Source organism: Variovorax sp. CCNWLW225 (assembly GCF_037204045.1).
GTDB lineage: Bacteria > Pseudomonadota > Gammaproteobacteria > Burkholderiales > Burkholderiaceae_C > Variovorax.
The window spans coordinates 219,970-243,614 of the sequence record NZ_JBBCBV010000002.1; the positions used below are offsets into that span (position 1 = coordinate 219,970).

At 65.7% G+C, this 23,645-nt stretch carries 27 protein-coding genes; 5 read left to right on the plus strand and 22 right to left on the minus strand.

Annotation, left to right across the window (positions count from 1 at the left end):
• From V9L20_RS05630 to V9L20_RS05665, 8 genes are all read right to left on the minus strand, one after another.
• Positions 1–507: a disulfide bond formation protein B gene (locus tag V9L20_RS05630; protein WP_258506062.1), complete on the minus strand. Its 507-nt coding sequence runs from the start codon at positions 505–507 to the stop codon at positions 1–3.
• Positions 504–1,601 (minus strand): sulfate/molybdate ABC transporter ATP-binding protein, encoded by a 1,098-nt coding sequence (locus tag V9L20_RS05635; RefSeq protein ID WP_337295835.1) that lies wholly within the window; start codon positions 1,599–1,601, stop codon positions 504–506. The genes V9L20_RS05630 and V9L20_RS05635 overlap by 4 nt, the downstream gene beginning before the upstream one ends.
• An 18-nt stretch (positions 1,602–1,619) precedes the next feature.
• Complete coding sequence (cysW, locus tag V9L20_RS05640; protein WP_337295836.1) at positions 1,620–2,522, minus strand: sulfate ABC transporter permease subunit CysW; 903 nt, start codon at positions 2,520–2,522, stop codon at positions 1,620–1,622.
• A 1-nt stretch (position 2,523) separates the two neighbouring features.
• Complete coding sequence (gene cysT / locus V9L20_RS05645; RefSeq protein WP_337295837.1) at positions 2,524–3,411, minus strand: sulfate ABC transporter permease subunit CysT; 888 nt, start codon at positions 3,409–3,411, stop codon at positions 2,524–2,526.
• On the minus strand, positions 3,412–4,428 hold the full coding sequence (locus V9L20_RS05650; RefSeq protein ID WP_337295838.1) for a sulfate ABC transporter substrate-binding protein: 1,017 nt from the start codon (positions 4,426–4,428) through the stop codon (positions 3,412–3,414). It lies immediately after the preceding gene.
• A complete protein-coding gene (locus V9L20_RS05655) occupies positions 4,425–5,000 on the minus strand; it encodes an RBBP9/YdeN family alpha/beta hydrolase (RefSeq protein WP_337295839.1) in 576 nt (191 codons plus the stop codon). Before V9L20_RS05655 ends, V9L20_RS05650 begins: the two co-directional genes overlap by 4 nt.
• Before the next feature lie 20 nt (positions 5,001–5,020).
• The gene (locus tag V9L20_RS05660) at positions 5,021–5,662 is read right to left on the minus strand and encodes a peroxiredoxin (protein WP_258506056.1); all 642 of its coding nucleotides are present in this window, start codon (positions 5,660–5,662) and stop codon (positions 5,021–5,023) included.
• A 127-nt stretch (positions 5,663–5,789) separates the two neighbouring features.
• A complete protein-coding gene (locus tag V9L20_RS05665; protein ID WP_258506054.1) occupies positions 5,790–6,704 on the minus strand; it encodes a LysR family transcriptional regulator in 915 nt (304 codons plus the stop codon).
• A 130-nt stretch (positions 6,705–6,834) separates the two neighbouring features.
• On the opposite strand from V9L20_RS05665, the gene V9L20_RS05670 reads away from it, so the two are divergent.
• Positions 6,835–7,482 carry an FMN-dependent NADH-azoreductase gene (locus tag V9L20_RS05670; protein ID WP_337295840.1) on the plus strand — a complete coding sequence of 216 codons (648 nt, stop codon included), beginning with the start codon at positions 6,835–6,837 and terminating at the stop codon, positions 7,480–7,482.
• A gap of 76 nt (positions 7,483–7,558) precedes the next feature.
• Here V9L20_RS05670 and V9L20_RS05675 read toward each other — a convergent pair whose 3' ends face one another.
• Positions 7,559–8,116 (minus strand): NADPH-dependent FMN reductase, encoded by a 558-nt coding sequence (locus tag V9L20_RS05675; RefSeq protein WP_258506050.1) that lies wholly within the window; start codon positions 8,114–8,116, stop codon positions 7,559–7,561.
• Between the two features lie 183 nt (positions 8,117–8,299).
• On the opposite strand from V9L20_RS05675, the gene panE reads away from it, so the two are divergent.
• Together panE and V9L20_RS05685 are read left to right on the plus strand one after the other, a co-directional pair.
• Complete coding sequence (gene panE / locus V9L20_RS05680; protein WP_337295841.1) at positions 8,300–9,232, plus strand: 2-dehydropantoate 2-reductase; 933 nt, start codon at positions 8,300–8,302, stop codon at positions 9,230–9,232.
• Positions 9,233–9,245: 13 nt separating this feature from the next.
• The gene (locus V9L20_RS05685; RefSeq protein ID WP_258506048.1) at positions 9,246–9,968 is read left to right on the plus strand and encodes an Asp/Glu/hydantoin racemase; all 723 of its coding nucleotides are present in this window, start codon (positions 9,246–9,248) and stop codon (positions 9,966–9,968) included.
• Here V9L20_RS05685 and V9L20_RS05690 read toward each other — a convergent pair.
• The 12 genes from V9L20_RS05690 to V9L20_RS05745 form a co-directional block, all read right to left on the minus strand.
• A complete protein-coding gene (locus tag V9L20_RS05690) occupies positions 9,955–11,322 on the minus strand; it encodes an NAD(P)/FAD-dependent oxidoreductase (protein ID WP_337295842.1) in 1,368 nt (455 codons plus the stop codon). The two genes, V9L20_RS05685 and V9L20_RS05690, sit on opposite strands and share 14 nt — an antisense overlap.
• Positions 11,323–11,395: 73 nt before the next feature.
• Positions 11,396–12,310, minus strand: coding sequence for a serine O-acetyltransferase EpsC (gene epsC / locus V9L20_RS05695; RefSeq protein WP_337295843.1), 915 nt, complete (start codon positions 12,308–12,310; stop codon positions 11,396–11,398).
• A 139-nt stretch (positions 12,311–12,449) separates the two neighbouring features.
• On the minus strand, positions 12,450–12,665 hold the full coding sequence (locus V9L20_RS05700) for a TOBE domain-containing protein (RefSeq protein WP_007829250.1): 216 nt from the start codon (positions 12,663–12,665) through the stop codon (positions 12,450–12,452).
• A 60-nt stretch (positions 12,666–12,725) separates the two neighbouring features.
• A complete protein-coding gene (locus V9L20_RS05705; RefSeq protein WP_337295844.1) occupies positions 12,726–14,015 on the minus strand; it encodes an O-acetylhomoserine aminocarboxypropyltransferase/cysteine synthase family protein in 1,290 nt (429 codons plus the stop codon).
• 34 nt (positions 14,016–14,049) lie between these two features.
• A complete protein-coding gene (locus V9L20_RS05710; protein WP_337295845.1) occupies positions 14,050–14,880 on the minus strand; it encodes an ATP-binding cassette domain-containing protein in 831 nt (276 codons plus the stop codon).
• The gene (locus V9L20_RS05715; RefSeq protein ID WP_337295846.1) at positions 14,877–15,863 is read right to left on the minus strand and encodes an aliphatic sulfonate ABC transporter substrate-binding protein; all 987 of its coding nucleotides are present in this window, start codon (positions 15,861–15,863) and stop codon (positions 14,877–14,879) included. The genes V9L20_RS05710 and V9L20_RS05715 overlap by 4 nt, the downstream gene beginning before the upstream one ends.
• Before the next feature lie 11 nt (positions 15,864–15,874).
• Positions 15,875–16,723 (minus strand): aliphatic sulfonate ABC transporter permease SsuC, encoded by an 849-nt coding sequence (ssuC, locus tag V9L20_RS05720; protein WP_337295847.1) that lies wholly within the window; start codon positions 16,721–16,723, stop codon positions 15,875–15,877.
• Positions 16,724–16,731: 8 nt separating this feature from the next.
• Positions 16,732–17,901 carry an FMNH2-dependent alkanesulfonate monooxygenase gene (gene ssuD / locus V9L20_RS05725; RefSeq protein WP_337295848.1) on the minus strand — a complete coding sequence of 390 codons (1,170 nt, stop codon included), beginning with the start codon at positions 17,899–17,901 and terminating at the stop codon, positions 16,732–16,734.
• A gap of 185 nt (positions 17,902–18,086) precedes the next feature.
• Positions 18,087–19,043: a sulfonate ABC transporter substrate-binding protein gene (locus V9L20_RS05730; protein ID WP_337295849.1), complete on the minus strand. Its 957-nt coding sequence runs from the start codon at positions 19,041–19,043 to the stop codon at positions 18,087–18,089.
• 37 nt (positions 19,044–19,080) lie between these two features.
• Positions 19,081–19,215 carry a hypothetical protein gene (locus V9L20_RS05735; protein ID WP_309957588.1) on the minus strand — a complete coding sequence of 45 codons (135 nt, stop codon included), beginning with the start codon at positions 19,213–19,215 and terminating at the stop codon, positions 19,081–19,083.
• Positions 19,216–19,313: 98 nt separating this feature from the next.
• A complete protein-coding gene (ssuE, locus tag V9L20_RS05740) occupies positions 19,314–19,898 on the minus strand; it encodes an NADPH-dependent FMN reductase (protein WP_258506034.1) in 585 nt (194 codons plus the stop codon).
• A gap of 20 nt (positions 19,899–19,918) precedes the next feature.
• Complete coding sequence (locus V9L20_RS05745) at positions 19,919–20,944, minus strand: sulfate ABC transporter substrate-binding protein (protein ID WP_337295850.1); 1,026 nt, start codon at positions 20,942–20,944, stop codon at positions 19,919–19,921.
• A 137-nt stretch (positions 20,945–21,081) separates the two neighbouring features.
• Between V9L20_RS05745 and V9L20_RS05750 the strand changes: the two genes are divergently transcribed.
• Positions 21,082–21,354, plus strand: a complete 273-nt coding sequence (locus V9L20_RS05750) for an oxidative damage protection protein (protein ID WP_012748083.1) — start codon at positions 21,082–21,084, stop codon at positions 21,352–21,354.
• Between the two features lie 7 nt (positions 21,355–21,361).
• Positions 21,362–23,203, plus strand: a complete 1,842-nt coding sequence (gene mnmC / locus V9L20_RS05755; protein ID WP_337295851.1) for an FAD-dependent 5-carboxymethylaminomethyl-2-thiouridine(34) oxidoreductase MnmC — start codon at positions 21,362–21,364, stop codon at positions 23,201–23,203.
• Here the strand turns inward: mnmC and V9L20_RS05760 are convergent.
• Complete coding sequence (locus V9L20_RS05760; RefSeq protein ID WP_337295852.1) at positions 23,200–23,535, minus strand: antibiotic biosynthesis monooxygenase family protein; 336 nt, start codon at positions 23,533–23,535, stop codon at positions 23,200–23,202. The two genes, mnmC and V9L20_RS05760, sit on opposite strands and share 4 nt — an antisense overlap.
• Positions 23,536–23,645 lie beyond the last annotated feature (110 nt).

A 23,645-nucleotide genomic window follows, 5' to 3' on the forward strand; every position in this document is an offset into this window, starting at 1 on the left:
TCAACGCGCTACGGGGCGCTTGCGGAAAATCAGCACAAGCAGCAGAACCGCAAGAACGAAGAAGGCGACGAACGACCAGTTCGCCAGCGTCAGGCCGAACAGTGACCAGTCGATCTTCGAGCAATCGCCGCCGCCACGAAAGATCATCGGCAGCGCCCGCTTGAGCGGAAAGGTCTCGATCATCCCATACAGGTCGCGTCCGCACGACACGACCTCGGGCGGATACCACTGCAGCCAGCTCTGCGCGGCGGCCGTGTAGGCGCCGCCGATGGCCGACACCAGTGCCAGCACCCCGCCCGTCACCTGAAGGCCGCGGCTGCGGAACACGGCGGCCAGCCCGGTGAAGAGCGCCACCAACACCAAGGCATACCGCTGCACGATGCACATCGGGCAAGGCTCCAGGCCCACCACGTGCTGCAGATAGAGCCCGAAGGCCAGCATGAGAACGCAGGCCAGGCAGATCAGCCCATACGCGCGGCGCGGCGCGCCGAAGTACCAATCGATCAAGGGGAAACCCAATCTTCTTCTACGAACACCCGGGCCTTGCGCGGCGTGGCGACCACTGTGTCGCCCTCGTTCAAGCCCAGTTCACGGAACTGTTGCGCAGGGATTTGCGCTTCGATGATGGTTCCGGAGCCCGGATTATCTGGATTCGTTTCTGTGGGCTCAAGTTCCAGCCGCGCGATCGGGCCGACCACGATGGCGCGCGACAAGGTGGCCACGATGCCGGTGGCGCCGGCGGTGTAGCGCTCCACGGTGAGGTCATGCGGGCGCACGTAGGCCATGGCCTTGGCGTCGCGCGCGCCGCTGTGCTCCGGGGAGTCGAGCCGCATGCCGTCCAGCTGCACCGCGCCGTTGTCGGCCCGGCCGTGGAACAGGTTCACGTCGCCCAGAAAACCATAGACGAAGGGGCTTGCGGGCTGGTCCCACACCTCTTGCGGCGAACCGACCTGCTCGATGCGGCCCTTGTTGATGACCACCACGCGGTCGGCCACTTCGAGCGCTTCTTCCTGGTCGTGCGTGACGAAGATCGACGTGACGTGCAGCTCGTCGTGCAGCCGGCGCAGCCAGCGGCGCAGCTCCTTGCGCACCTTGGCGTCGAGCGCGCCAAAGGGTTCGTCGAGCAGCAGCACCTTGGGCTCCACTGCCAACGCACGCGCCAATGCAATGCGCTGCCGCTGGCCGCCCGAGAGTTGCGAGGGATAGCGGTCGGCCAGCCAGTCGAGCTGCACCAGCTTGAGCAGGTCGGTCACCTTCTGCTTGATCTGCGTTTCGCTCGGGCGCTCCTTGCGCGGCTTCACGCGCAGGCCGAAGGCCACGTTCTCAAACACCGTCATGTGGCGGAACAGCGCGTAGTGCTGAAACACGAAGCCCACCTGCCGCTCGCGCACATGCACGTCGGTGGTGTCTTCGCCCGAAAACAGAATGCTGCCGGTGTCGGCCGTTTCCAGCCCCGCGATGATGCGCAGCAGCGTGGTCTTGCCGCAGCCCGACGGGCCGAGCAGTGCGACGAGCTCGCCCGATTCGACGTCGAGGTTCACGTTGTTCAACGCCCGGAAGTCGCCGAACTGCTTGCTGATGTTGCGGATTTCGATGCTCATGATCTTGTTCTTTCTCTCTCAGGCCGCCGTGGGCTCGGGCGGACGTTCCGGCGGCAACTCGGCAATCGCCTTCATTTCACGCTCGTGGCGCCATTCGATGACGGACTTGATCACCAGCGTGACCAGCGCCAGGATGGCCAGCAGCGAGGCCACGGCAAAAGCCGCCACCGATTGGTACTCGTTGTAGAGCACTTCCACATGCAGCGGCATGGTGTTGGTCTGCCCGCGGATGTGGCCGGACACCACCGACACCGCGCCGAACTCGCCCATGGCGCGTGCGTTGCAAAGAATCACGCCGTACAGCAGGCCCCACTTGATGTTGGGCAAGGTCACGCGCCAGAAGGTCTGCCATCCGGTCGCGCCCAGCACGATGGCGGCCTGCTCTTCGTCGGTGCCTTGCGCCTGCATCAGCGGCACGAGTTCGCGCGCAATGAACGGAAAGGTCACGAACACCGTCGCGAGCACGATGCCGGGCACCGCGAAGATGATTTTGATGTCGTGTTCCGCGAGCCATGGGCCCAGCCAGCCCTGCGCGCCGAACACCAGCACGTAGATCAGGCCCGCCACTACCGGAGACACCGCAAACGGCAGGTCGACCAGCGTGGTCAGAAAGGCCTTGCCGCGGAATTCGAACTTGGCAATGGCCCACGCCGCAGCCACGCCGAACACCAGGTTCAGCGGCACCGAAATGGCGGCCGTGATCAGCGTAAGTCGAATCGCGCTCCAGGCGTCGGGCTCTTTCAGTGCCTCGACATAGGCGCCCACGCCCTTGCGCAAGGCCTCGGTCGCCACGGCCGCCAAGGGCAGCACCAGAAACAGGAACATGAATGCGAGCGCAAGGCCGATCAACAGCCAGCGCACCCAGGGCGATTCGGTGGTGCCGGCCTGCGCGCGGCGAATGATTTTGGAAGGGGCGCTCATCTCAAGCTCCTGCGCGGCGGCGCTGCCAGGCTTGCAAGCCGTTGATGACGAGCAGCAGGATGAACGAAATCACCAGCATCACGAGTGCGACCGCGGTTGCGCCGGCGAAGTCATATTGCTCCAGCTTGCCGATGATGATGAGCGGCGTGATTTCCGAAATCATCGGCATGTTGCCGGCGATGAAAATCACCGAGCCGTATTCGCCGATGGCGCGCGCAAAAGCCATTGCAAAGCCGGTAAGCAGTGCAGGCGCAATCGACGGGAAGATCACCTTGGTGAAGGTCTGCAGGCGCGTTGCACCGAGCGAGGTGGCTGCTTCTTCAAGCTCTTTCTCGGCGTCTTCGAGCACCGGCTGCACGGTGCGCACCACAAAGGGCAGCCCGATGAAGATCAGCGCAATCACGATGCCCGCCGGCGTGAACGCCAGCTTGACGCCGTGCGGCTCGAGCAGCTGGCCGATCCAGCCGTTGCCCGCGAGCAGCGCGGTCAGCGAGATGCCGGCCACCGCCGTGGGCAACGCAAACGGCAAGTCGACGAGCGCATCGACGATGCGCTTGCCCGGAAACTTGTAGCGCACCAGCACCCAGGCCACCAGCAGGCCGAACACCGCATTCACCATGGCTGCAAGCAGCGATGCGCCGAACGTGAGCCGGTAAGAGGCCATCACGCGCGGCGCGGTCACGGCCACCCAGAACTGCTCCCAGCTCAGCGTGAAGGTCTTGAAGACCAGCGCGGACAGCGGGATCAGGACGATCAGGCACAGATAGAAGATCGAAAAGCCGAGCGTGATGTGAAAGCCCGGCAGCACCCGCCTGGAGCCCCCTGCCCGGTTCACATGCGAAAGCGGCGCTCCCGCGGACGGGAGCGCCGAAGAAACAGCGCCGCTCATTTACTTTGCGCCGGGCGTGTAGAGCTTGTCGAACTGGCCGCCGTCGTTGAAGTGCACCTTCTGTGCATCGCCAAGGCTGCCGAACAGTTCCTGCACGGTGAAGAGCTGCAGCGGCTTGAACGTGGCGGCGTGCTTCTTGAGCACAGCCGGCGAACGCGGGCGCAGCGCATGCTTGGCCGCAATTTCCTGAGCTTCTTCGGAATAGAGCCAGTCGAGGTAGGCCTTGGCGAGTTCGCCGGTGCCCTTCTTCTTGGTCGTGCGCTCGACCAGCGCCACCGGGTTCTCGGCCACGATGCTGATCGACGGGTAGACCGAATCGACCTTGCCCGTGCCGAACTCGCGGTCGATCGACACCACTTCGGATTCGAAGGTGATCAGCGCATCGCCGATGTTGCGCTGCAGGAAAGCGGTGGTCGCGTCGCGGCCGCCGCGTGCCAGCACCGGCACGTTCTTGAACAGCTTGCCCACGAACTCGGCTGCCTGGGCGTCGGTGCCGCCCTTCTTCTTCACGTAGCCCCAGGCCGCAAGGTAGGCATAGCGCCCGTTGCCGCCGGTCTTGGGGTTGACGATGACGACCTGCACGCCCGGCTTGACCAGGTCTTCCCAGTCCTTGATGCCCTTGGGGTTGCCGTTGCGCACCAGGAACAGCATGGTCGAGGTGGTCGGCGATGCGTTCTCGGGGAATTGCTTGTTCCAGTCTTTAGCGACCACGCCGGTGTTGGCCAGAAAGTCGATGTCGGTGGATGTGTTCATGGTCACCACATCGGCATCGAGGCCGTCAGCCACGGCGCGCGCCTGGGCGCTGGAACCGCCATGCGACTGATCGATCTTCACGTCCTTGCCGGTGGTCTTCTTGTAGTGGGCCACGAACGCCGCGTTGTAGTCCTTGTAGAACTCGCGCGCCACGTCGTACGAGGCGTTCAGCAACGTGGTGCTCTGGGCAAAGGCGCTGCTGCCTGCGAATGCGGAAGACGCCAACGCGAGCACGGCGACGAAGGTCTTGAGTCTGGAAGTCATGAAGTTGCCAAGGTTTCTGAAAATTCACGGCCCGCCGGCCATGCGGCGGGCTCGTCGGTCAACGATTGGAGCAAGGCCAGGCCGAGCGGCCAGTCTCCATGCCCCGAATCGATGTTGATATGGCCCGCATTCTGCATGCGAACAAACTCACTGCCCCAGGCGCGGGAATATGCGCCAGCCAGGCGGATCGGGCAATACGGGTCGTTGCTGCTTGCCACCACGATGCTGCGGTACGGCAGCGCCGCATACGGAACCGGCGCAAAGTCGGACAGCACGGCCCGGCGCTCGGGGTCTGCCGGCGCCACCAGGAGCGCCCCCCGGACCCGCGCGGCCGCTTCGGCCGGCAGGTGCGCCGTCGCAATGCAGCCCAGGCTGTGAGCGGCAATCACCACCGGGCCGGGGCTTTCGAGCACCAGCCTGGCCAGCGTGGACACCCAGGCCTCGCGCTTGGGCGAAGCCCAGTCGTCCTGCACCACCCGTGCCGCGCCCGGAATGCGCTCCTGCCACAGGCTCTGCCAATGGCCGGGCCCGGAGTCGCGCCAGCCGGGCACGATGATCACGGAAGTCTGCATGGCGCCGCTGCCCTGCCCGCTTACTTGTTGGGCTGCGGCGTGATGCGCAGGTAAGGCTTCACGGCCTTGAAGCCCTTGGGAAAGCGCTCTGCCAGTTCAGCCGGGTCCTGGATGCTCGGGATGATGACCACGTCGTCGCCGTCCTTCCAGTTCACAGGCGTCGCCACCTTGTGGCTGTCGGTGAGCTGCAGCGAGTCGATCACGCGCAGGATTTCGTCGAAATTGCGGCCGGTCGATGCAGGGTAAGTGATGGTCGCGCGAATCACCTTCTTCGGATCGATGATGAACACGCTGCGCACCGTGGCAGTGGCCGATGCGTTGGGGTGAATCAGGTCGTACAGATCGGCCACCTTGCGGTCGTGGTCGGCCACGATCGGGAAGTTCACCGTGGTGTTCTGCGTCTCGTTGATGTCGCCGATCCATTCCTTGTGCTTGGTGGCCGGGTCGACGCTCAGCGCGATCGGCTTGACGCCGCGCTTGGCAAATTCGCCCGACAGCGCCGCGGTCTTGCCGAGTTCGGTGGTGCAAACGGGCGTGAAATCGGCCGGGTGCGAGAAGAACACGACCCACGAATCGCCGGCCCACTGATAGAAGTCGAGGGGGCCTTCGCTGGAGTCCTGGGTGAAATTGGGGGCTGTGTCGCCGAGTCGCAGGGTCGCCATGGTCGCTCCTTGGATGGATGGGACCTGGGATTGTGCGAACGCCTGCTTCAATGCCAAACGAATATCTACTTGTTTGGTTATGGCGTTTTTCGCATAACGACCGCCTGGCGCGGTCATTTGGCGGACGCTAGTACATGCCGGTTTCGCTCCCGTGCAGATGCTCGGCCAGGAAGTCGATCAACCGCCGCACCGCCGGCACCAGCGCCCGCCGCGCTGGAAAAACCATGTGTGCAATGACGGCCGGAGGCCCCCACTCGGGCAGCACTCTCGCCAGCCGGCCCGCTTCCACGTCGTCACGGCACATGTAGCCGGGCAGCAGGGTTGCGCCCGCACCCTCGAGCACGGCCAGTTGCAGCGTCGCGAGGTCGTCCGCCACATAGCGCGGTGTATGAACGTGCGTGTAGATCTCGCCATTCGGGCCTTCCAGCCGCCATTCGCTGCGCCCCTCGCCGTTGGCCGACATGGCCGCGGTCTGGAGCCGGACAAGGTCGGCGGGCGTTTTCACCGGCCCCTGGCGCTTCAGCAAGTCCGGCCTCATCACCAGCACCGCGCGGCTCGTTCCCAGCACCTTGGCCACCAGGGTGGTGCTGTCCTCGATGGCCGGCCGCACGCGCAAGGCGATGTCGATGCCCTCCTCGATCAGGTCGACCGGCCTGTTCATCACCCGCAGGTCGATCCGCACGCCGGGGTAACGCTCCATGAACTGCGGCAGCAACCGGCCCAGCCCGCTGTGCGCAATGGAAATGGGGCAGCTCAGCCGCACCGTGCCGCTCGGCTCCGTTTGCACCTGCGCCACGGCCTCGGCCGCCGCCTGCGCTGCGTCGCGCATGGCCGCCGAATGCCTCAAGTAGATCTCGCCCGCCGGCGTGAGCGAAAGCCGCCGCGTGCTGCGCTGCATGAGCTGCACGCCCAGCCGCTCCTCGAGATCGGCCACGCGGCGCGACAGCCGTGACTTGGGAATGCCTAGCGCGCGGCTTGCCGCGGCAAAGCCGCCCCGCTCCGCCACTTCAGCGAAAAAAACCATGTCGTTCAGGTCTTGCATGCGCTCATTGTCCTGTAAATAGAACGATGTAGGCAAATTTCACCTACTTATCGAAGACTCGCATCAAAAATAGAATTCTCACATCGTCGGCCACTTTTGAGCGTCGACCATCACACGAAAGCGATTCACCATGAAACTGCTCCACGTCGATTCCAGCATCCTGAGTACCAACTCGACCTCCCGCCTCCTCACGGCCGAGATCGTGGCCGCGTGGAAAACCGCGCATCCGGACACCACGGTCGAATATCTCGACCTCGCTGTGAACACCCCGCCGCACTTCAGCGCCGACGCGCTGGGCATCAAGACGGGCGTGCAAGCCCAGCCGACCGAAGCCCAGCAGCGCGAAAACGAACTCTCCGAAAAGCTCGTGAGCCAGTTCCTCGCCTCCGACGTCATCGTGGTGGGCGCGCCGCTGTACAACTTCTCGGTCCCAACCCAGCTCAAGGCCTGGATCGACCGCCTCGCGCAGATCGGCCGCACCTTCAAGTACACCGACAAGGGCCCCGTGGGCCTGGCCGGCGGCAAGACCGTGATCGTGGCGTCCAGCCGCGGCGGCGTCTACTCGACCACCGAAGGCGGCCGGGCACTGGAGCATCAAGAGAGCTACCTGACGGCGATCTTCGGCTTCTTCGGCGTCACCGACGTGCGCTTCGTGCGCGCCGAAGGCCTGGCCATGGGTGACGCACCCAAGGCCGCCGCGCTGGCTTCTGCGCGCGCCGACATCCTCACGGCAACGGCCGAAGCCGCGAACCAGAAGGACGTGGCACAAGCTGCCTGAGCCTCGCTCGCGTCAAAACAAAAAGCCGCTCCCAGGAGCGGCTTTTTTCATGCGTGCCCGATGACTGATCGGTGCATCAGACGGCCGAGTGGGTCTTGATCCAGGCGACGTACTTGTCCATCCACCCCTGCAGGAACTTCTTCGTTCCCTCGTTGCCGATGTGGCCCTTGTCGTCGAACAGGCCGTCCTTGAACTGCAGGAATATCTCCGGCGAGCCCATCGTCGGAACGTCGAGGTAAGCCAGCACATTGCGCAAATGCTGCTGCGCCAGCGCGGTGCCGGTCGCGCCCACGGAGATGCCCACCACGGCGGCAGGCTTGCCGCCCCAGGCACTCTGCCCATACGGCCGCGACGCATGGTCGATCGCGTTCTTCAGTACGCCGGGGAACGAGCGGTTGTATTCGGGCGTTACGAACAACAAGCCTTGCGCTGCCGCAATCTCGGTTTTCAGCCGCTTCACCGAAGCCGCCGGGTTGCCGTCGTCGTCCTGGTTGTACAGGGGCAGATCGTCGATGCGCAGATGCTCGAAGGTGAAGTCCGACGGTGCAAGGTGCGCCAGCGCAAGGGCCAACTTTTGGTTGTACGAATCCTTGCGAAGGCTGCCGACGATCACGGCAATTCGGGTCTGGCTCATGAATGAAGCTCCTTGAGATGAGTGAAGGGAAGGAATCCAAATGGTGAAAACCATTATGCGAAGCACCCAAGACCTTTTCCAGAAAAGCTCTTCCATTGCGCCCGCCTTTTCGGCGCCCCAAGCAGGCGCTTTGAATCGAAGGCATCATCGTCCCGGTCCTTTCGACCCCAGGAGCAATGCACGATGAGATTCTTGATGGTGGGTGCCGGCGCACTCGGCGGTTATTTTGGCGGCCGTTTGCTGGAGGCGGGACGCGATGTGACCTTTTTGCTGCGCCCCCGGCGCGCGACGCAAATCGAGAAGACAGGCCTGGTGGTCCAGAGCCCGTTCGGCAACCTGCAATTGCCCTCGCCGCCCCACGTGCTGGCTGAAGACATCAAGGCGCCATTCGACGTGATCGTGGTCGGCAGCAAGGCCTACGACCTCGACTCGACCATGGAGTCGTTCGCACCGGCCGTCGGGCCGAACACGGTCATCCTTCCCCTGCTCAACGGCATGAGCCACATCGAGCGCCTGGTCGCACGCTTCGGCGACGAGCGCGTGCTGGGCGGCCTTTGCATGATCTCTGCCACGCTGGACGACGAAGGCCGCGTGCTGCATCTCAACGACATGCACGGCCTGAGCTACGGCGAACGCGCGGGCGGCCGTTCGGCCCGCGTCGATGCCATCGCAGCCCAGTTCGCCGGCGCAAAGTTCGATGCCACCGCAAGCGAGACCATCTCGCAGGACATGTGGGAGAAATGGGTCTTCATCGCCTCGGCAGCCGGCCTCACGAGCCTGATGCGAGCTTCCATCGGCGACATCGCCAGCGCGGGCGGCCAGGACGTGGCACTTGCGATCTTCGACGAATGCTGCGCCATTGCCTCGCACAACGGCTTCGCACCGCGCCCGGCGGCCATCGAGCGCGGTCGCGCCATCATGACGGCGCCGGGCTCGCCGATGACGGCGTCGATGTACAAGGACATCGTGCGCAGTGCACCGGTCGAGGCGGACCACATCGTGGGAGACCTGCTCGGCCGCGCACCGGCAGGCCGTTCAGCGACGCCTTCGGTGCTGCGCATCGCCTACGTTCACCTGAAAGCCTACGAGGCGCAGCGCGCCCGACAAGCCACCTGACGAGGGTTTCCCGATGACCGACGCCATCGCTTTTCTCCACACCGCGCAGGTTCATGTGCCAACCTTCGAGCGCCTCACCCGCGAGATTGCGCCCGAGCTGGAAGTGCGCCACCTGGTAAGGGAAGAACTGCTGCACGAAGCCCGCGCCTCCGGCATCGACAACCCGAAGTTGGCCGCCCGCGTGCACGACGCCATGCGCGAGGCTGCATCCGACGGCGCCGCCGTGGTTGCATGCACCTGCTCCACCATCGGGGGCATTGCGGAAAAAACCGCGACGGGCGGCGCCTTCACCGCCCAGCGCATCGACCGCGCAATGGCCGAGCGTGCGGTGCGCGCCGGTCCGCGCGTGCTGATTGCCGCAGCGCTCGAAAGCACCCTGGAGCCCACCACTGCGCTGATTCTTTCAACTGCGGCGCAGGCCGGCGCCGGTGTCAAACCGAGCGTGCTCTGGGTCGAAGAAGCCTGGCCGTACTTCGAGGCCGGCGACACCGCCCGCTACATCGAGACGTTGGCCAAGGCCATTCGCACTGCCGCTGTCGCAGCCGACGCCGTGGTTCTGGCGCAAGCCTCCATGGCGCCCGTTGCGCATGAGCTCGCAGACCTTGGCATCGAGGTGCTCGCGAGTCCCGCCACGGGCGTTGCGCATGCGGTGGCAACGCTGCGCGCATCGCGCACGGCATGGGCGGCGCAGGCCTCTGCCTTTGCGAGCCCTGCGGCCCGCGCTACTCCGATTTGAGAATCGTTTCGCCCTTCAGCGCGCCCATGTCGCGGATGTTGAAGCGGTGCCGCTTCCATCCTTCCCACGTGCGGCGCATGTGGGTGATAGAGATGAAGTAGTAGAGAAACTTGAACATGCCGAGCGCCCGCCAGATCGGCGTGCCGCGGTAGATGTCGCCGGCCAGCAGCGACATCAGCCCTTCCTTCACGCGGAACGGATTGCCCGGGTGCATGAACATGTCGCGGATGGTCGGATTGGTCACGCGGTAGATGAACCACGAATACTCGCACGGCCCCTTGCGCATCATGGCCTCGAAATCCTTGCGCGCGGGCGCCAGCTCGGCCGGATTGTCCAAGGCCTTAGCCACCAGCTCGGCGCCATCGAATGCACTGTGCATGGCCAGGTACACGCCGGACGAGAACATCGGGTCGATGAAGGTGAAGGCGTCGCCCAGCATCAGGTAGCGGTCGCCGGTGGCATGGGTGCTCGAGTACGAGAAGTTGCCCGTGGCGTGCACCGCGTCGTCCACGAGCGTGGCGTTCTTCAGCCGGTCCACCAGCACCGGGCACAGCGCGATGGTGTCGTAGAAAAAGTCCTTCAGCGGCTTGTCGCGCGTCTTCAGGTAGTAAGGCCAGCAAACCGCGCCCACGCTGGTGGTGCCATCGGCCAGCGGGATGAACCAGAACCAGCCGTGCGGAAACCAGCAGATGCTGATGTTGCCTTCCTTCTTGCCCTCGAGCCTTTCGGCATTGGTGAAGTGGCCGAACAGCGCGGTGCTGTTGTGGTCGGGGTTCTTTTCCTTGCAGCGGAATTTATTGGCCAGCAGCGTGTCGCGCCCCGTGGCATCGACCACGAAGCGCGCGCGCCAGCTGCGCTTGGCACCATCGTCCATCTCGGCCTGGACCGTGGCCCCGTCGGCGTCGAACGCCACGTCGCGCACCTTGCAGCCCTCGATCGTCTGCGCGCCGCGCGTGGCGGCATTGCGGAATAGCAGTTCGTCGAGCTCCGAGCGGCGCACCTGCCAGGCGGAGTCGAGCGACTTGTCCCAGCCTTCGGCAAAGTCCACGTAGCTGCGATGCTCATGGTCCGGCGAGACAAACTCGATGCCGAACTTGGGCATGCCGATCTTCTCGACCTGGTCGCGCACGCCGAGCTTCTCGAAAAGCTCCACATTGGCCGGCAGCAGCGATTCGCCGATGTGAAAGCGCGGGTGATGCGCCTTTTCGAGCAGCACCACCTTGCGGCCCTGTTGCGCGAGCAGCGCCGAAATCGTCGAACCCGCGGGTCCGCCGCCGATCACGAGCACATCGCAGGATTCGTCGGCTGTCCGCGGCATGGAAGAAGCGGAAGAAGTAGCTTGGGGCGAGGACATGCGGGGGCAAGCACCATTGTTGACAACCGCGAAGCATAGCGCGGCCGGCCGCGGCCGGATCCGCGCGGCATTCCTATGGCGTGCCGGTCTTCGGCGCGTTCTGCAGGCTGGCCTGCGTCACGCTCGCACCAGCGGGCACGTTGTCGGTAATCCACACGTTGCCGCCGATGACGGCGCCCTTCCCCAGCGTCACGCGCCCGAGGATGGTGGCGCCGGCATAGATCACCACGTCGTCCTCCACCACCGGATGCCGCGGCAGGCCCTTCTGCAGGTTGCCCTCGGCATCGGTCGGAAATCGCTTGGCGCCCAGCGTCACGGCCTGGTAAAGCCGCACGCGCTTGCCGATGACCGCCGTTTCGCCGATCACGACGCCCGTGCCGTGGTCCATGAAAAAGCCCGCGTCGATCTGCGCGCCGGGGTGAATGTCGATGCCCGTTTGCGCATGCGCCAGTTCGGCCACGATGCGCGCCAGGAGCGGCAGGTCGAGCTCGTACAGCCGGTGCGCGAGCCGGTGGTGGATCATTGCCAGCACGCCCGGGTAGCACAGCAGCACTTCGTCCACGCTGCGCGCCGCAGGGTCGCCCTGGTAGGCCGCGAGCACGTCGCTGTCGAGCAGGCGGCGCAAACCCGGCAACGCGTTCGCAAACTGGCGAACGGCATCGGTGGCAATCTGATCGATCTCGCTCGCGGGGCGCGGATTGTGGCGGGCGTTGAAGTTCAACTCCAGGCGCGCCTGCACCAGCAGCGCGTGCAAGGCGGTGTTCAGCGTGTGGCCGACGTAGAAGTCCTCGCTCTCATGGCGCAGCTCCGGCGGCCCGAGCCGCATGGGAAACAGCGCACCCTTGAGCGACTCCACGATCTGCGCAAGCGCCTCGCGCGACGGAAATTCGCGCGCACCGGGCTCGCGCGAACGGCGCTGCGAGTCGCGCCACTCGTCGCGCGCGTCGTGCAGTGCGCGAACGACGTCGCTCACTTCAAAATTGACCATGTTGCTTTCTCCGGGACATGTGTAGCCACACTGTAGAAGCCCCCGGCGCTTGTGCCAAGAACTGAAAACCCGGTGACGCGGCAACTCAAGAAAAGCCCGGCGCCAAAGCGGCGCCGGGTGTCGCAAGCCCGAGGGTCCGTCAGAGCTTTGCGATCGAAACCTCCGTGGACTTGACGAGCGCCACCACGTCGGAGCCCACCTTCAGCTGAAGCTCGTCGACCGAGCGGGTGGTGATGACCGAGGTGACGATGCCCCAGGCGGTTTCGACATCGACTTCGGAGACGACGTCGCCGCGGATGATCTCGCGGACCTTGCCCTTGAACTGGTTGCGTACGTTGATGGCTTGAATGGACATGGTGTTGCTTTCTCTTTCAGGTTGAACGGATGATTCGGGTGGGTGAATGGAAGCGCGCGCTCAGGCGGTCGCGGCGGCCAGCGCCTGGTCGAGGTCGGCCAGCAGGTCGTCGATGTGCTCGATGCCGACCGACAGGCGCACGGTGTCTTCCGTGACGCCGGCTCGGGCAAGCTCTTCGGGCGAGAGCTGCCGGTGCGTGGTCGAGGCCGGATGCGTGGCCAGCGAGCGCACGTCGCCGATGTTGACGAGCCGCGTGAAGAGCTTCAGCGCATCGAGAAACTTCGCCCCACCCTCGCGGCCGCTTCCAATGCCGAAGGTGAGCACGCCGCTCGACTTGCCGCCGAAATACTTCTTCGCCAGTGCGTGGTCGGGGTGGTCTTCGAGCGCCGCGTAGTTGACCCAGTTGACGGCCTTGTGCGTCTTGAGGTGCTGCGCCACCGCAAGCGCATTGCTGCTGATGCGGTCCATTCGCAGCGCCAGCGTCTCGATGCCCTGCAGGATCAGGAAGGCATTGAACGGCGAAATGGCCGCGCCTGTGTTGCGAAGCGGCACCACGCGTGCGCGGCCGATGTAGGCGGCCGGGCCCAGCGCTTCGGTGTAGACCACGCCGTGGTAACTCACGTCGGGCTCGTTCAGGCGCCTGAAGCGCTCCTTGTGCTCGGTCCATGGAAACTTGCCCGAATCGACAATGGCGCCGCCGATGCTGGTGCCGTGCCCGCCCAGGTACTTGGTGAGCGAATGCACGACGATGTCCGCGCCATGTTCGATGGGCCGGCTCAGGTACGGCGAAGGCACGGTGTTGTCCACGATCAGTGGCACGCCGTGGCGGTGCGCAATGTCTGCGATGGCCGCAATGTCCGTCACGTTGCCGGCCGGATTGCCGAGCGACTCGACAAACACGGCCTTGGTCTTTTCGTCGAACAGCTTCTCGAAGCTCTTGGGGTCGCGATGGTCCGCAAAGCGCGTGGTAATGCCGAACTGAGGCAGCGTGTGCGCAAACAGGTTGTAGGTGCCGCCATACAGCGCGGTGCTGCTGACGATGTTGTCGCCCGCCTCGGCGATGGTCTGGATCGCATAGGTCACGGCCGCCTGGCCAGAGGCCAGCGCGAGCGCCGCAATGCCGCCTTCGAGCGCGGCCACGCGCTGTTCGAGCACGTCTTGCGTGGGGTTGTTGATGCGGGTGTAGATGTTGCCCGGCACCTTCAGGTCAAACAGGTCGGCGCCGTGCTGCGCGCTGTCGAAGGCATAGGCCACCGTTTGATAGATGGGCGGCGCGACGGCGCGCGTGGTCGGCTCGGGCGAGTAGCCGGCGTGCACCGACAGGGTTTCGAATTTCCAGTTCTGCGACATGCAGCTGCCTTTCTGTTTGTGTGAATGAGCGGGTTCAGACGGCCCAACGCAGCGTGTGCGCCGAGGGCTGCAGCCAGGCGGCATCCGTCTCCGCGGGCTCCGTGTCTCCGGCCTTCTGCAGCACGCGGTCGAGAATGCGTTTTTCGATGGCCGCGAAAGCTGGGTCGCCCTGCGAGCGAGGCCGTGCGAGCGCGATGTTCTCGTCGAGCGCAATGCGGCCGTCCTCGATCAGGATCACGCGGTCGGCAAGTGCCACGGCTTCCTGCACGTCGTGCGTCACCAGCAGCGCGGTGAAGCGATGGCGCTGCCACAGGTTCTCGATGAGCCGGTGCATCTCGATGCGTGTCAGCGCGTCGAGCGCACCCAGCGGCTCGTCGAGCAGCAGCAGCCGCGGGTGGTGCACCAGCGCGCGTGCCAGCGACACGCGCTGCCGCTGGCCGCCTGAGAGGCGCGCCGGCCATTCGTTCTCGCGGTCGGCCAGGCCCACATGCGCGAGCACTTCCTTGCCGCGCGCCTTCGCCTCGCTGGGCAAGCCCAGCGTCACGTTGTCGAGCACGCGACGCCAGGGCAAGAGGCGCGCCTCCTGGAACATGATCCGCGTGTCGTCGTGCAAGCCGTCGATCGCCTTGCCGTCCGTATAGAGCCCGCCGGACGTAGCCTCCTCGAGCCCGGCAATGAGCCGCAGCAGCGTGCTCTTGCCGCAGCCGCTGCGCCCCACGATGGCGATGAACTGCCCCGGCTCGATGGTGAGCTGCGTATTGCGCAGCACCTCGCGTTCGCCGTAGCGCTTGTGCAGCCCGCGCGCCTCGAGGCGCACGCCGCCGGCGATAGCAGTGGGTTGGATGTCTTTGAGAACGGCGCTCATGATTTAAGGCTCGGTTGAAACAGCGCCACGTCGAGCGCGTTGATCTTTCTTGGCAACAGCTTTTCCGCGAAGAAGGCATCGGCGATGCGCTGCTGTTCGGTGAGTGCCTCGGCCAGCACCGGACGCACCGCATAGCTGCGGCGCGCGTTGGCCTGTTCGATCGTTGCGGCGTCCAGACCCCACACGGGCGACAGCAGGGCCGCCGCTTCCTTCGGGTTCTGCTTGACCCACCTACCGGTTTTTTCGAGCTCGGCATACACCACGCGCAGCACATCAGGGCGTGCCTTCGCGAACTTGGTGCTGGCAAGGTAGTAGCGCTGGTAAGAAGCGATGCCCGTGCCGTCAGCCAGCACGCGCACCCTGGCCTGGCGCTGCGCTGCCGCAAGGAACGGATCCCACACCACCCAGGCGTCGATGGCACCGCGCTCGAACGCGGCCCGTCCGTCGGCCGGTGTCAGGTAGGCGGGATCGATGTCCCTGAAAGACAAGCCGGCCTTCTCCAGCGCCGCAATCAGCAGGTAGTGCGCGCCGGCCGCCTTGGCGAAGCCGATCTTCTTTCCCTTCAGGTCGGCCACCGATTTGAGCGGTGAATCCTCGCGCACCAGAATGGCCTGCGCCGCGGGCGAAGGCGCTTCTTGCGCGACGAAGGTCAGGTCGGCACCGGCGGCCTGCGCAAACACCGGCACGGTGTCGGCGACGTCGGCGCTGATGTCCAGGTTGTCGAGGTTCAGCGCCTCGAGCAGCGGCAGGCCGCTGGTGAACTCATGCCAGCTCAGCGTGGCGTTGAGCGGTGCAAGCTGCTTTTCGAGCGTGCCCTGCACCTTCAGCAGCGCGATCAGCGTTGAAGACTTCTGGTAGCCGAGCCGCACCGTCACAGGCCGAGCGGCCGTGCCCTGGGCCAGCACTGCGCCGGTGCCGAGTGCGCCCAGGCCAGCCAGCCCCGCAACGACGGTGCGGCGAGAGATCGTGGATGGTTTGGTCATTCGCCCTGCCCTCACTTCGGCTTCTTCTGGTAGCCAGGGTGCCAGCGCAGCCACCACTGCTCCAGCCCGCGCGCGAACAGGTCGGCCAGCTTGCCGAGCAGCGCATACAGGAGGATGCCCACCAGCACGATGTCGGTCTGCAGGAACTCGCGGGCGTTCATGGTGAGGTAGCCGATGCCTGCCTGGGCCGAAATGGTTTCGGCCACGATCAGGATCACCCACATCAGCCCGAGCGAAAAGCGCAGGCCCACCAGAATCGACGACAGCGCGCCCGGCAATATCACCTCGCGGTACAGCTGCCAGCGAGAGAGGCCGTAGGTGCGGCCCATCTCGATCAGCTGCGGATCGACGTTGCGAATGCCGTGAAAGGTGTTGAGGTAGATCGGAAAGAACACCGACACCGAGATGAGAAACAGCTTGGCCGACTCGTCGATGCCAAACCACAGGATCACGAGCGGAATGAGCGCCAGCGCGGGAATGTTGCGCACCATCTGAATGGTCGAGTCGAGCAGCGTCTCGAAGAACTTCACCGAGCCTGTCAAGAGGCCCAGCACCAGCCCGGTTCCGCCGCCGATCGCAAGGCCCGCGAGCGCACGCCCCGCGCTTACCTTCACGTGCGTCCAGAGCTCGCCCGAAACCGCCAGGCTCCAGGCCGCCTTGACCACGTCCACCGGCGCCGGAAGCACCCGCGTGGAGAGCCAGCCCAGCGATGAAGCGATCTGCCAGAGGACGATGAGCCCCACCGGCACGAGCCACGGCACCAGCCGGCCCGCAACGTTGGCGCCGAAGGCCTTCAGCGCTCCGGGGGCGCTCTCTCGCGAAGGCGCGAGCGCCGGCAGTTCCTGCACTTGTTCGGTCATGACGGTCCTTAGCTTTGTGAGGCGAGGCGCGAAGGCGCATCGAGATTGGCGACGACTTCGCCGAAGGGCCCGCTCAGCGAGCCGCCCGCGAGCCGCGTTTGCGCCTTGCGCGAAAGCAGCGGAAACACCAGCTCTGCGAATCGGTAGGCTTCTTCGAGATGCGGGTAGCCCGAGAGAATGAATTTGTCGAGGCCGAGCGCCGCGTATTCCTCTATGCGCGCCGCCACGGTCTTGGGGTCGCCCACGAGCGCGGTGCCCGCGCCACCGCGCACCAGGCCCACGCCAGCCCACAGGTTGGGCGAAATTTCCAGGTCGGCACGCGAGCGCTTGGCGCCGCCCGCATGCAGCGCGGCCATGCGGCGCTGCCCTTCCGAGTCCATGCGCGCAAAGGCGGCCTGGGCGCGGATCACGGTGTTATCGTCCACACGGCTGATCAGCTCGTCGGCGGCCTTCCAGGCGGCTTCTTCGGTTTCGCGCACGATCACGTGCAGCCGAATGCCGAACTCGACCTTGCGGCCCTTGCGCGCGGCGCGGTTGCGCACGTCGGCAATCTTCTTGCCCACCTCGGCGGGCGGCTCGCCCCATGTGAGATAGGCATCGACCTGCTCGGCCGCAAGCTCGTGCGCGGCGGCCGACGAGCCGCCGAACCATACCGGCGGATGCGGGTTCTGCACCGGCGGAAACAGCAGCTTCGCGCCCTTCACGCTCAGGTGCTGCCCTTCGTAGTCGAAAGACTGACCGTCGTGGCTGCGCGCAAGAATCTCGCGCCAGATGCGAATGAACTCGGCCGACTGCTCGTAGCGGGCCGCATGGTCGAGGTAGACGCCGTCGCCCTCGAGCTCGGCCTGGTCGCCGCCGGTGACCAGGTTCACCAGCAAGCGGCCGCCCGAGAGCCGGTCGAAGGTCGCGGCCATGCGCGCGGCCAGGCTGGGCTGGTGCAGGCCCGGCCGCACCGCGACCAGGAACTTGAGCTTCTTCGTCGCGCCGATCAGGCTCGATGCGATCACCCAGGGGTCTTCGCAGGAGCGGCCGGTGGGAATGAGCACGCCTTCATAGCCGAGGTTGTCGGCGGCGCCGGCAATCTGCTGCAGGTAGGCCAGGTCGACCTGGCGCGCGCCTTCGGTCGTGCCGAGATAGCGGCTGTCGCCATGGGTGGGTAAAAACCAGAATATCTGCATGTCTTCTTTCCGTCGGTTGGGGCCTTGGCGTCAGATGGCGAAGGAAAAGCCGCGTACGCTGGGCGGTGCGAACCGCAGAAGCGGCAAGGGAGCCCGCGAACGGCGAACTGGAGGCTCGGAAATGCCCCACGCGCGCCTGGTTGTGGCAAGCACGCACGCGGCGCGGGTGCGCAAGGTTTCGCGCGTCACGCAATTCCCGCCGGAGCGGCCTCGAGCACGTTGATCCGCTTCGGAATCAGCTTCAGGTCGAAGAAGGTGTCGGCGATCTTTTGCTGCTCGGCAAGAATCGCCTTGGTGATGGGGCCGGTGCCGTAGACCGCGCGCGCCACCGTCAGGTCGGCCACCGGCTTCGGCAGGCCCCAGAGGGTGGCCAGTTCGGCGGCAAGATCGCTCTTGTTGGCGGTGCCCCAGGCGTCGATCTTGCCGATCTCCTCGGTCACTATGGCCAGCACGTCGGCATTCTTCGCCGCATAGTCGAGCGACGAGAAGTAGTACGAGCGGTTGCCCACCACGCCGGTCGCGTCGGCCAGCACGCGGGCCTCGAGCGACTTTTCTGCGGCCGCAAGAAACGGATCCCAGATCACCCATGCATCGACCGAGCCCTTCTCGAAGGCGGCGCGCGCATCGGCCGGCGGCAGGTAGACAAGATTCAGGTCGCCGTACGCCAGGCCATGCTTCTCGGCCAGCTTGACGATGAAATAGTGAACATTCGAGCCCTTGTTGAGCGCGATCTTCTTCCCCTTCAGATCGGCCACGTTCTTGAGGGCGGAGCCTTTGGGCACCAGCACGGCTTCGGACTGCGGGCGTTGCAGCGTGGCGGCCACATAGGCCAGCGGCGCCCCCGCGGCCTGCGCAAAGATGGGCGGCGCCTCGCCCACGTCGCCGAAGTCGATGGAGCCGACATTCAGCGCTTCGAGCTGCACCGGGCCGGCGGTGAACTCGGTCCACTTGAGCGACACGCCGAGCGGCGCGAGCCGCTTCTCGAGCGTACCGCGGCCTTTGAGAATGCTGAGCAGGCCTTTCTGCTTGCCGATGCGAAGCTGGCGCGCAGGCGCCTGGGCAAGCGCGCCGAAAGAAGGAAACGCTACCGCGGCGGCAGCGCCCTGCAGCAGGCGACGGCGTGGAATGGAGATCGAAGTCATGAGGTTGTTCTTTCGTGTGCGGAGGAGCAAACCGGGCTCAGGCCGAGATGAAACCGACGATGAGCGCAACGGCCGTGACCACGACCGTGCTGATGGCAAGGTCTCGCAACGCGTGCCAGATGGAACGAGGCGGCGTGTCGAGCGCGGAGTCTTCGGTGGCAACGGGGTTCACGTGTGGTTCCTTTGGGCAAAGCTGTCCCCTCGCCGCATACGGGCGAAAAAAGGGAACTGAGATGGGGCCGGCTGAAGGCGGGGTCGACGGGGAGCCCGTCAGACGCTACATCGCACGCGTGAGAACGGCACCGGCTCGAAGCCGTGCGTGGCGGGCAGCTTCAGTCCTTCGGTCGCCAATAGTTCGACGGCTTCGTTGAGCCGCTCGGCCAGGTCGGCATGCACCTGGTAGGCGTTCTCGGGTGTCAGCGTGATCTGCGAATCGGTGGCGTAGACACCCGGAAGAATGTGCCGCGCCGAGAGCGCATGCAGCACGGGCCGCAATGCGTAGTCGAGCGCGAGCATGTGGTGCGGGCTGCCGCCGGTGGCCAGCGGCAGCACCGTCTTGCCCTTGAGCGCGTTCTGCGCCAGCAGGTCGAGAAAAACCTTCAGCACGCCGCTGTAGGCCGCCTTGTAGACCGGCGTGGCCACCACGACCACCCGCGCCTGCGCCACCTGCGCAATGGCGCGCTCGATGGCCGGGTGGTCCCAGTCGGCCAGCAGCAGCGCCTCTGCCGGCAGGTCGCGGATTGCGAGCCGCTCGATGCGCGCATTGCGGCCGGCGAGCCGCTCGCCCACCGCCTCGAGCAAGGCGGTGGAACGCGACGGTGCCGAAGGGCTGCCAGCAATCAGGAGAACGGACACAAGAGGCTTTCTTTGCTGTTTTACTTGTAGATTTGGTCGAACGAGCCGCCGTCGGCAAAGTGCGCCTTGTCCGCCTTGGCCCAGCCGCCGAATGCTTCGTCGATGGAAACCAGCGTGAGCTTGGGGAACTGCTTGTCGTACTTGGCCTTGGCCTTTTCAGAGGTCGGGCGATAGAAGTTGCGGCCCGCAATGTCCTGGCCCTCATCCGAGTACAGGTACTTGAGGTATTCCTCGGCCACGGCACGGGTGCCCTTCTTGTCGACCACCTTGTCGACCACCGCCACGGTCGGCTCGGCCAGGATGGAAATCGAAGGCACCACGATCTCGAACTTGTCGGTGCCGAACTCCTTCAGCGCCAGGAAGGCTTCGTTCTCCCAAGCCAGCAGCACGTCGCCCACGCCGCGTTGCACGAAGGTGATGGTCGAGCCGCGCGCGCCGGTGTCGAGCACGGGCACGTTCTTGAACAGGCTGCCGATGAATTCCTTGGCCTTGGCGTCGCTGCCGTACTTGCGCTTGGCAAATTCCCACGCGGCCATGTAGTTCCAGCGGGCGCCGCCGGAGGTCTTGGGGTTGGGCGTGATCACCTGAACGCCGGGCTTCACCAGGTCGCTCCAGTCCTTCAGGCCCTTGGGGTTTCCCTTTTTCACCAGGAACACGATGGTCGAGGTGTACGGCGCCGAGTTTTGCGGCAGGCGCTTCTGCCAGCCTTCCTTGACGACCCCGCCGTGCGTGACCAGCGCGTCGATGTCGCCGCCCAGCGCCAGCGTGGCCACGTCGGCGTCGATGCCGTCGATGATCGAGCGCGCCTGCTTGCCCGAGCCGCCGTGCGACTGCTTGATGGTCACGTCCTGGCCGGTCTTGGCCTTCCAGTATTTGGCGAAGGCGCGGTTGTAGTCGACATACAGCTCGCGCGTCGGGTCGTACGACACGTTGAGCAGCGTCACCGGGCCCGCGCCCTGCGCAAACGACGGCAATACTGTCAGGGCCATGGCACCGGCCACGCCGGCCCCCAGGGAAAGCTTGATAAAGTCGCGGCGAAGGCTCATGGTGTCTTACTCAAAAAGGCATATCAATGAAGCTACGTATTCTGAATACGACATATGGAAACTGGAACGACCGAGTTCTCAGTTCTAAATAGCAAAATCAACTAAGCAACCGCTTTCCCCACCAGAGGCAATCAAAAATGGCACGCATGGTTCAGTGCATCAAGCTCGGCAAAGAGGCCGAAGGGCTCGACTTCCCGCCCTATCCCGGGGAACTGGGTAAGCGCCTGTGGGAGAACGTCAGCAAGGAAGCCTGGGCCGCCTGGCTCAAGCAGCAGACGATGCTGGTCAATGAAAACCGGCTGAACCTGGCCGATCTGCGGGCCCGCCAATACCTCGCCCGCCAGATGGAAAAGCACTTCTTCGGCGAAGGCGCCGACGTCGCCCAGGGCTACGTTCCCCCGTCCAACTAAAGCCGCCTTGGCCGCCGAGCCCGTTGCCTGGCGCACCGATGGCGTGCCGTACAGCGAGCGCTTCGGCGGCATCTACCACACCGAAACCGGGGCACTGGCGCAGGCTCGCCATGTGTTTCTGGGCGGCTGCGGCCTGCCCGGGGCATGGTCCGGCCACCTGAAATGGCTGATTCTCGAAACCGGATTCGGGCTGGGCCTCAACTTTCTGACAACCTGGCAGGCGTGGCGCGCGGACGCGAACCGGCCGCGCGTGCTGCACTTCGTCTCGGCCGAAGCACATCCAGTCGGGCCTGAAGACCTGTTGCGCGCCGCCGGGGCTTATCCGGAGCTGATGCCGCTGGCTGAGGAGTTGGCCGCGCAGTGGCACGGGCTGCTGCCGGGCTTTCACCGGCTGGCCTTCGACCAAGGCCGCGTGCTGCTCACGCTGTGCATCGGCGACGTGCAGCCGATGCTGCGCGCGCAGCGTTTCGAGGCCGACAGCATCTTCCTGGACGGCTTTATTCCCGAGCAGAACCCCGCCATGTGGTCGCCCGATACGCTCAAGGCCGTGTCGCGCTTTGCCCGCCAGGGCACCGGCATCGCCACCTGGACCTGTGCCCGGGCCGTGCGCGATGCGCTTTCGCAGAACGGTTTCCAGCTGGAAGAGCGCCCCGGCCTGCCGCCCGGGCGCGACTGCCTCGCCGGCGTGTTCGCGCCAGCTTGGACAGTGCGCCGCCGCGGTCCTGCGCCCGAGCACGTGGAGGCGCCCGGCCGCTGCGCTGTCATCGGCGCCGGGCTGGCCGGCGCGGCCGTTGCCGCCAGCCTTGCGCGGCGCGGGTGGCAGGTCACCGTGGTCGATGCAGCCGACCGCCCTGCCGCCGGTGCTTCTGGCCTGCCGGTCGGCGTGCTGGCGCCGCATGTGTCGCCTGACGATGCCCTGCTCTCGCGGCTTACGCGTGCCGGCATCCGCGCCACCTGGCTGGAGTTGGAGCGCCTGCTGCAAGAAGGCCGCGACTGGCGCGCCGCCGGTGTGCTGGAGCGCCGGCCCGAAGGCGACACGCGCGTGCCCGACGGGTGGAGCGAGAGCGGCCCGAACGAATCGTGGCCCGCCAGCGCCGCGCAACTGGCGAATGCCGGCTTGCCCGCCGACGCACCCGCGCTCTGGCATGCGCGGGCGGGCTGGGTCCGTCCTTCAAGGCTGATCGAAGGCTGGCTGCGCGAGCCGGGCATCGAGTTTCGCGGCAACGCGCCGGTCGCACGCCTGTCACGCAGCGCGGCCGGCTGGCAGCTCTGGGATGCTGCCGACCGGTTGCTGGCTGAAGCCGACCGCGTGGTCATCGCAGCAGGCTACGAATCGGGCCGCTTCGCGCCCGGGCTTCCGCTGCAGCCGGTGCGCGGCCAAGTCGCGTGGGGCCGCATGGCGGACGACCTTGCATTGCCCGCCACGCCACTCAACGGCGACGGCCATCTGATCGCCCACGTACATGGAGGCGAAGGCGCCCTGCTCTGGCTGTGTGGCGCCACCTTCGACCGCGACAGTACCGACTTGGCACCCCACGCCAATGATGCCGAGGCAAACAAAGAGCGCCTGAAGCGCCTGCACCCCGGCGCCGCGGCAACTCTCGCACCGGCTTTCGAAAGCGGCGAGGCCGAACACTGGGTGGGCATCCGTTGCGCCTCGGGCGACCGCCGCCCGCTGGTCGGCGCGCTGAACGAAGCTGGCCTTTGGGCCTGCACCGCGCTGGGTTCGCGAGGGCTCAGCTTTGCGGCGCTGTGCGCCGAACTGCTGGCCGCGCAATGGCACGGCGAGCCGCTGCCGCTGCCGGCCAACCTGGCCAAGGCCCTCGGCACCGAAAGAACCGCGCCCTAGGCGCCAACGTTGCCGGCCGGCGCCAGCATGTGGTCGATCTTGCTGTCGCCGTAGACGCGCACCACCTCGGCAATGACGACCTTGTAGCCGTCGAGCCAGTTGGCCTGCGCCGCCTTGGCTTGCTGGTGCACGGGGTGCCGGATCAGCGCCTGCAGCGCTTCGAGCGAATCCCAGTAGTAGACGTTCGACACCAGCCCGTTGCTCGTGTTCTCCCATGTCTCCTCGCCCAGGTAGCCGGGCAGCGACTTCGCGGCCGCCGCAATGGTCTGGTCGAGGCGATGGAATTCGTCGTCGAACTGCTTCTTGGCAAAGATGAAAGTCGCAGAGTACATGTGTCGTGGATGCGGGTGCTGAAGGCCGGGCGGGCGCCGATTCTGCGGCATAGGGCCGAAGCAAGCCGACGGAAAGCCCCCGCTGGCCCTGCCAACACGTGAGAATGCAC